The organism is uncultured Chitinibacter sp. (assembly GCF_945957625.1).
GTDB classification, from domain to species: Bacteria; Pseudomonadota; Gammaproteobacteria; order Burkholderiales; family Chitinibacteraceae; genus Chitinibacter; species Chitinibacter tainanensis.
In genome coordinates this window covers 20,486-27,308 of sequence record NZ_CAMFLP010000022.1, presented here as the reverse complement: position 1 = coordinate 27,308, position 6,823 = coordinate 20,486, and the positions used below count along the sequence as shown (strand labels likewise).

Here is a 6,823-nt window from a genome sequence, read left to right as displayed (position 1 = left end):
TGATTTGCTCAATGTAAATTTTAATCTGCCTCATCAATACCGGGGAGACTGTAACCAGATGCGATTTAGTCTTTTGATTTGGCTTATCAAGTCGTTGATCTGTGCGATCCCTCCCGGAGCGATAAATAGCTATTCGGTCATAAGTTCCCGAAAAATAGCAGTCAGAGATTTTTAACTTTGCCAGAGCCCCGCGCCTTATACCTGTTTGACATAGAATAGATACAATTAAGTAATTTCTAACTTTAGAACTTGAGAATGGATTATTCGATGACGATGGAAGTATTATTTCCATCAGTCGAGCAAAAACATCATCCGGTATAACCGACTCTAATGGGTCAGAAATCTTCTGAGATCTATTTCGCCCTAGTGAGCCCTCATCTATTTTTATTCTAGATTCAAACCTAAGGAACTTATTTAAAATAACCTCATCCAGACCGAACAAATCATGATAATGATCAAATAACCATCTACTGTACTCGCGAAATCTTCTTATCCGCCCCTGTACGGTTTCGCTGGATACCGTCATTTTTCTTCTGTGGTTTGCCGAAATTATATTACGTAAAGACTTATCACCAATCCTTCGAAATGAAATAACATTATTTTCCACCGCGCTCTTTTTAACACAAGAAGCATCATAAAATAGCAAATACTCTTTCTCATTAACCAACTGACCTGACGCCATTCGCCCAGGCAAATCTATACCGTACGAAGCGAATTGCTGGAGTACAAACATCAACTCAATCGCTTTTCTCAATTGCGTGTTAAATGATTGATTAACTAAAGTTGAAAGATACGCGCTTACGAATGGGTCGTATGGGCAGTCATTTTCATCAACAATGGCAACAAAAGACTGATTATGATGTTGATACTTCTTTAACCGAATTGCATACATAATTTCTAACCCATGAAAAATCATCGACAGAAACAATATCTTTGTATTGGCTGCGGCCCTTACGCTAATTTTGAAGTGACTCATTTGATCTCCTTTTAGCTGACCGAGCGGTCTTACTTGGAGATTCCGGATTTCAAGGTGGGTGCACTAGCATTCATTGGGAGTCCGGTCGCACAGCTCGCTATGTGGCCTAAACACTTAGTGCAGTCATGTCGCCAACGTTCGCTTTTGCCACGGAATCATCAAGCGACAGAAACCACTGAAAAACCTTTAACGCTGGTTCACGGGTGTACAGCCAATGGTCTTATGTACAGTCATAATCGCGGAGAACGCAGTGCGCAATTGCGCTAGTGGAAATGGCCAACTCAACCCGGAATGCGTTTTTTTGCTCAAAGCTGTCGCAAGGTTGAAGGCAAGAAAGCTCCAAAGGAGCTAAGTAGAGTGCTGAGTACCTCAGCTTAGAGGGCACGTAGTGCCTAGGAACAACAGCCGCGATTGCTCGCTGTGGTCACAAAAGTATGGCCGCAACGAAATTCACGATTGATTGGTGAGTATGCAAAGGCATTGTTGGCTGTTTGCCGGTGTAAGTGCTGAGTTTTAAGCGCATCAGCTAGGCTATAAACCAAATATAGTTATGGCCGCGGCTGTTGTCAATTTTCAGTTACCACATTCCAACATCTACTGGGCTACCCCAGTAAGCAGTGGTAATATACAAGCCCGCACATGTAAATTTTCTTCAATATATTAAACCAATATACATATAAAATTGCCAATTATTGAAGCAAATTTATTGCATGGAATTAAATTTATATTTTATACATTACTACGGACAATCAAATGAAACGCGCACTCGCATTATTTGTGGCAATCTCGTTGTCGCTTGTTCTTTCCGCCTGCGGTAAATCAAACTTCGAGGGAAATTGGGTATATGCAGACAACCCGACCAAAACCCTTGAAATCAAAAAGGACGGAGATGGTTTTATTGTTACAGAAACTAAACCATCAAAAACCACAGGCCAACCAATTGAGTTCTCGGCGCCGGCTACTCTGGTCAACGAGAAACTGACCATCACGCTACCATTAGGGGTCATGCAGTTTAGCTACGTCAAGGACAGCGATAGTCTTTTGGCTGTAATTGGTTCACGATCTGCGACATTAAAACGGAAGTAGACTGCGCAAAAAAAAGGGGCAGGCTTCGGCCTGCCCCTTTTGATTTTAAACTTGGGAGCTACTTGGCTTCGCAAGACGGCGAATATCTTCAGGTCGGTTGGCTTTATCTTTTAACAGGGCTTTAATGGTGGTGAGTAAAGAGTGGAAATCTGCGTAATTTGATCCGCGACTATCCAAACTTTCAATTTCATTTATGCGCCCATTATGGATGAACTCCTGCACCGCTCGAGTGTTGATCAGATATCCATAGGCAAACACCCACTCAGTGTCGTCTTGGCGCGGGAAAAGTGCCTGAGCGATGATGCCATTCAGGTGAGAGGCTAGTAGCCGCAAAATCCCAGGTCGCTCTGTCTCCGTGAAAAACATAAGAATCCGCTTCACAAAGGCCGTCTGCCGAAGCACGTCCTCAAATCCATCTTTGAGTGCATTGTGCTCCACAAAAATGCCAGCGACTTCTTCATCTGAGGGAACCTCATGCAAGATGCTATTTCAAGCTAAGTCGGGCCCCTTCAATCACAATGTTCTAGTCGCGTACTTTCAATGCAAGTAGCTCCTGCGGGCGTCTGGGGCTTATCTATGCGAAAGTTTTACAGATTTGATGAGCAAATAAGCCAGAGGCGTGCAAAATCACCAGAAATGTAAAATGTAAAGCCGGAGATCGAAAAGACTAGCAAAACCAGAGAACTTAACGCAAAAAAACCAAGCAAAAGGGTTATTGGCTATATTTTGCCGCCCGAGAGGCAAACCATCACCCGGTCGCCATCCTCGATCATATTAAAATCGTTAATCGCATCGCCCACATGGTGGCGCAAGCGTTTGGCGAGTTTGTTGAAGTTATATTGCTGTTTTTTCGCAGCTTCAGCGGCCTCGTCGAGCGCCGCCGTGACAGTGTTTTCGGTCATGACAAAAGCGCGCGGGGCCGCCGATTGCACGCAATCTGCCAGCCCCGCGATAGATGATTGAATTGTTTCGGATTTTACCTGAAAAGGCCTAGGCTAGGCTAGCTGACGATCCAGCTGTTTCGCCAGCTGCGCCGCCTGCCCCTGCGCCAGCAAGAGGTTGGGGTCGGGGTCTTCGCGCATATCGCCAATCATATCCACCCCCGCCGCCAAGCCCGCCCCAGACGCACCGCGCAGGGCGGGGAACTCGGCCAAAATCGCCGGCGGCCGATAGCCGTAATACACGGCCACCGCAGCATACACGGGCTGGCCAGACAGCTGCGGCAGGCACAGCCCAGCCGGCGCATCAGCCAATTCATCTACTGGGGTATAGGACTGCAAACTAATACCCGCATGGCTTGCGGCCTGATACATCGCCTTGGAAGCGCGAAACGCCCCGCGGGTATACACGGTCACCACGCAGCCTCGCGCATGCAGCAGCAAGGCATGTTCCAGTGCATTGTCGCCACCGCCCAAGATCGCCACTGCGTCACCGGCCTGCAAGTGCGCCAGCTGCATCAGACCCGGCCCCACAATCAGCCGCGGGTGCGGGGCAAATGGCGCGTAGGGCGCCACCCCGCAGGCCAGCACCACCCGTTGCGCGGCCCAGCTTTCGCCAGTGCTCAGCGTGCCCTGCCAGCCGCCAGCCGGGCTGGGGGCTATGCTGGCCAGCGTGGTGTGTGAGCGGCAGTGCTCGGTGGGCACTTGCGCCAGCAGGCGGGCGACATAATCGCGCCCGCTAATGTCGGCAAAGCCCGGCACCCATTTGAGCGGATAGTCGCTCTCGCGCAGGCAACCGCCCAGCTCACCGCGCTCCAGCAGCAGCCAGCGCCGCTCTAGCCCGCTAAGCCATTGCGCGAGCGTGAGGCCGGCAATCCCGCCACCGACAATCAGCACTTCCACCTGCACCATGGCCAAAACCCATCCCTCAATTTCTTCACAATGCGGTGACCTCAACCACCGCTACTGATCAGTATTGTGCCGCAGCGGCCGGCTGGCAGCCAGCGGCGCAGTGGGCGAGCATGCTAAAATCCACGTTTTTGCCTCGACCCGCTTTGATCATGCGCCAACAGGAAGCCCAGCTCCCCGCCCCTTCTGCCGAAGCACTGGCCAGCAGCCAGCAGCTACTGGCCCATATCGCCACCCAGATCACCGCCGCTGGCGGCTGGATTTCCTTTGCCGACTATATGCGGCTGGCGCTGTACAGCCCGGGGCTCGGCTATTACACCGGTGGCGCGGCCAAATTTGGCACGGCGGGCGATTTTATTACCGCTCCGGGGCTTTCGCCGCTGTTTGGCGGGGCGCTCGCCCACACCATCAGCCATGTGCTGGCCGAGGCCGGTGGCACCGTGCTGGAAATTGGCGCGGGCACCGGGCAGCTAGCGGCGCAAATTCTGGCCGAGCTGGAACGGCTGGAACAACTGCCGGCGCAATACGCCATTCTGGAGCTCTCGGCCGAGCTGCAAGAGCGCCAGCTCGCTACCCTGCGCACGCTGGTGCCGCATCTGGCCGAGCGGGTGGTGTGGCTGGAGCGCCTGCCGGCCGAGTTCACCGGCGTGATGGTGGGCAATGAAGTGCTCGATGCCATGCCCTGCGAAGTCATGCAGCTAGTGGATGGCGTTTGGCAGCAGCGCGGTGTGTGTCTCACCGACGGCCAGCTGAGCTGGGCCAACAGGCCATGCCATGATCCGGTCTTATTAGCGCACTGCGCACGCTGGCCACAAATTGATGGCTATTGCAGCGAAATCCAGCTCGAAGCGCAGGGTTTTATCCGCGCGCTGGGGCAAAGCCTGCAGCGTGGACTGATTCTGATGCTGGATTATGGTTTTCCGGCTGGCGAGTTTTATCACCCCGAGCGGCGCATGGGCACACTGATTGGCCACTATCGCCATCACACCGTGCATGATCCTTTCTTTCACCCTGGGCTGACTGATCTCACCTGCCATGTGGATTTTTCTGCGATGTATACCGCTGCAGATCAGGCAGGGCTTGCGCTAGACGGCTATACCTCCCAGGCTAGCTATCTGATTGATTGTGGCATTCTGGAGCAGGCTCGCCAGCTCGATAGCAAATCGGTGGAATACCTGCGCACCGCCGCCGCGCTGCAAAAGCTGCTGGGGCATGCGGAAATGGGCGAATTATTCAAAGCGATTGCGTTTTCACGCGGCCTAAGTGGCCCCACCGCACCGGGCTTTCGCCAGCAAGATCGCTCCGGCGAGCTGTAAGCGGGTTCAGGGCAGCCAGCTGATACGCTGGCGCAAGGCGGGGCTCACCCGCAGTTTCCAGCGCTCAGCCTGCGCACGGCTGAGCATCACGCGCCCGGCGGCACTCGGGCGAATGGCTTGCACTTGATTGGGCACCAGCAACCACGCGCGGGCCATGCTGCCGGCAATCGCGCCTTGCTCAAAGCCGGTGATCACCACCCCGCCGGCGGCGGCATCGCGGCCAATTTGAAAATCCCAAAACCCAAACAGCGGTAATTTGCTATTGCTGGCCGTCCATTGCATCACCTGCCGTGCATCCACATGCGCCATGTCTTGATCGATCAGCGCCTGATACGTGCCGATCAGCACGGCATCGTAAACACCTTCGGCGGCTTTGATGGCGTTTTTCCATTGCTCAAAGGTGCGGCACATTTGTACTTCAACGCCTTTTTCATTCAGCGCCAGCAAATCATTGCGCAAGATCTCGGCCGAGCGATCAGAATCGAGCAGCACCAGCCAGCGCTTGCCGTGCGGCAGCAGCTCACGCACAAGGCTAAAACTTGCGCGATATTGCGGGCGCTCCAACACCCCGCTGATCGTAGGGGGTAATTGGTTTTTCCTGAAATAACTGGTGGGGTCGGCGTTAATGCCCAGGAAAATCGTCGGCACTTTCATTACCCCCAGCTTGGGGCCCATCAGCGCCAGCGCCGCATCGTCACCCAAAATCACCACTTTGGGCCGCTGGGTTTGGATGGTAGCGAGTGCCCGCTGGGCTTGCTCGAGGTGTTCATCCGTCGGTAGACGTTTGGTATCGAGAAATAAAAACTCCAGCTCGGCCACGCCATCCAGTTTGCTTTTAATGCCTTGCAAATAGTCGTGATCCCAGCTGTTTTCGGGGTGATAGCTCTCCACCACGGTGACCAGTGGCTGGGCCTGAACCGGCAGCAGCGCACTCAGGCAGCAGGCAGCGGCGAGCCACCCCCGCCAGTTCATGCCACCCACTCCACCATCAGGTCGTCAGCAATCGCTTCCAGCGCCAGGCGCACAGTGGCCAGCTCGACCTGCACCGGCGCCGATAGCTCGGCGCGGGCATGAAACATCACATCGCCACTCATGGGCGCGCTTTCCAGCCAGGTGGTGAGTTTTTCCACATTCACCTGCTGGCGGGCCAAGATGCTGGCCACTTCTTTGACGATTCCAATCCGGTCATGCCCCACCAGATGCAGCCCAAATTGCTGCACAGGCGCGGTGTCGGCTTCCTGATCCAGCACCGCGCTCACCGCCAGATCGGGCAAGGCCTGCACGGCCGAGAGCAGCGTGGCGCCATCGCCTTCCACCGCTACTTTGACAATGCCAGCAAACTGGCCGGCCAGACGGGCAAATGAAGACTCCAGCCAATTGCCGCCCTGCGCCGAAATCAGCGCCGCCAGTTGCTCGACCAAGCCGGGTTTATCCTGCCCCAGCGCCGAAAGAATCAGTACCGTTTTCATGCCTCAACCTCGTTTGCAAGCCAAAACGGCCGGTTTGGCCGTGACTGCATTTCAGCATAGTTCGTGTTCACGCCCTATTGAGTGATAGATGGCTGTTGTTTTTGCGTAAGCGCAGCAATCGGCGTAAAA

Annotated in this window: 8 protein-coding genes; 2 read left to right on the top strand and 6 right to left on the bottom strand. The window is 53.8% G+C overall.

Going from position 1 to position 6,823, the window contains the following annotated elements; all coding sequences use genetic code 11:
* The coding region (locus QV747_RS16390) for a hypothetical protein (protein WP_288791569.1) at positions 1-976 on the bottom strand (976 nt) is incomplete at its 3' end.
* Positions 977-1,729: 753 nt separating this feature from the next.
* On the opposite strand from QV747_RS16390, the gene QV747_RS16385 reads away from it, so the two are divergent.
* Positions 1,730-2,062: a hypothetical protein gene (locus QV747_RS16385; RefSeq protein WP_273429729.1), complete on the top strand. Its 333-nt coding sequence runs from the start codon at positions 1,730-1,732 to the stop codon at positions 2,060-2,062.
* A gap of 45 nt (positions 2,063-2,107) precedes the next feature.
* On the opposite strand, the gene QV747_RS16380 is transcribed toward QV747_RS16385, so the two are convergent.
* The 3 genes from QV747_RS16380 to QV747_RS16370 form a co-directional block, all read right to left on the bottom strand.
* Positions 2,108-2,542: a hypothetical protein gene (locus QV747_RS16380; protein ID WP_273429728.1), complete on the bottom strand. Its 435-nt coding sequence runs from the start codon at positions 2,540-2,542 to the stop codon at positions 2,108-2,110.
* Positions 2,543-2,781: 239 nt separating this feature from the next.
* Positions 2,782-2,964 carry a hypothetical protein gene (locus tag QV747_RS16375; RefSeq protein ID WP_273430021.1) on the bottom strand — a complete coding sequence of 61 codons (183 nt, stop codon included), beginning with the start codon at positions 2,962-2,964 and terminating at the stop codon, positions 2,782-2,784.
* A gap of 93 nt (positions 2,965-3,057) precedes the next feature.
* Positions 3,058-3,912, bottom strand: a complete 855-nt coding sequence (locus tag QV747_RS16370) for an NAD(P)/FAD-dependent oxidoreductase (protein WP_273429727.1) — start codon at positions 3,910-3,912, stop codon at positions 3,058-3,060.
* 149 nt (positions 3,913-4,061) lie between these two features.
* Between QV747_RS16370 and QV747_RS16365 the strand changes: the two genes are divergently transcribed.
* Positions 4,062-5,225 carry a class I SAM-dependent methyltransferase gene (locus QV747_RS16365; protein WP_273429725.1) on the top strand — a complete coding sequence of 388 codons (1,164 nt, stop codon included), beginning with the start codon at positions 4,062-4,064 and terminating at the stop codon, positions 5,223-5,225.
* Positions 5,226-5,231: 6 nt separating this feature from the next.
* Here the strand turns inward: QV747_RS16365 and QV747_RS16360 are convergent, their stop codons facing one another.
* The gene (locus QV747_RS16360) at positions 5,232-6,197 is read right to left on the bottom strand and encodes an ABC transporter substrate-binding protein (protein WP_273429724.1); all 966 of its coding nucleotides are present in this window, start codon (positions 6,195-6,197) and stop codon (positions 5,232-5,234) included.
* Positions 6,194-6,694 carry a glycine cleavage system protein R gene (locus QV747_RS16355; protein ID WP_273429723.1) on the bottom strand — a complete coding sequence of 167 codons (501 nt, stop codon included), beginning with the start codon at positions 6,692-6,694 and terminating at the stop codon, positions 6,194-6,196. Before QV747_RS16355 ends, QV747_RS16360 begins: the two co-directional genes overlap by 4 nt.
* Positions 6,695-6,823: the final 129 nt, after the last annotated feature.

What these genes read in the sequence shown, in the direction of transcription:
- QV747_RS16385 (WP_273429729.1), top strand. Translation starts at nt 1,730, where the DNA reads ATGAAACGCGCACTCGCATTATTTGTGGCAATCTCGTTGTCGCTTGTT.
- QV747_RS16375 (WP_273430021.1), bottom strand. Translation starts at nt 2,964, where the DNA reads ATGACCGAAAACACTGTCACGGCGGCGCTCGACGAGGCCGCTGAAGCT.
- QV747_RS16370 (WP_273429727.1), bottom strand. Translation starts at nt 3,912, where the DNA reads ATGGTGCAGGTGGAAGTGCTGATTGTCGGTGGCGGGATTGCCGGCCTC.
- QV747_RS16365 (WP_273429725.1), top strand. Translation starts at nt 4,062, where the DNA reads ATGCGCCAACAGGAAGCCCAGCTCCCCGCCCCTTCTGCCGAAGCACTG.
- QV747_RS16360 (WP_273429724.1), bottom strand. Translation starts at nt 6,197, where the DNA reads ATGAACTGGCGGGGGTGGCTCGCCGCTGCCTGCTGCCTGAGTGCGCTG.
- QV747_RS16355 (WP_273429723.1), bottom strand. Translation starts at nt 6,694, where the DNA reads ATGAAAACGGTACTGATTCTTTCGGCGCTGGGGCAGGATAAACCCGGC.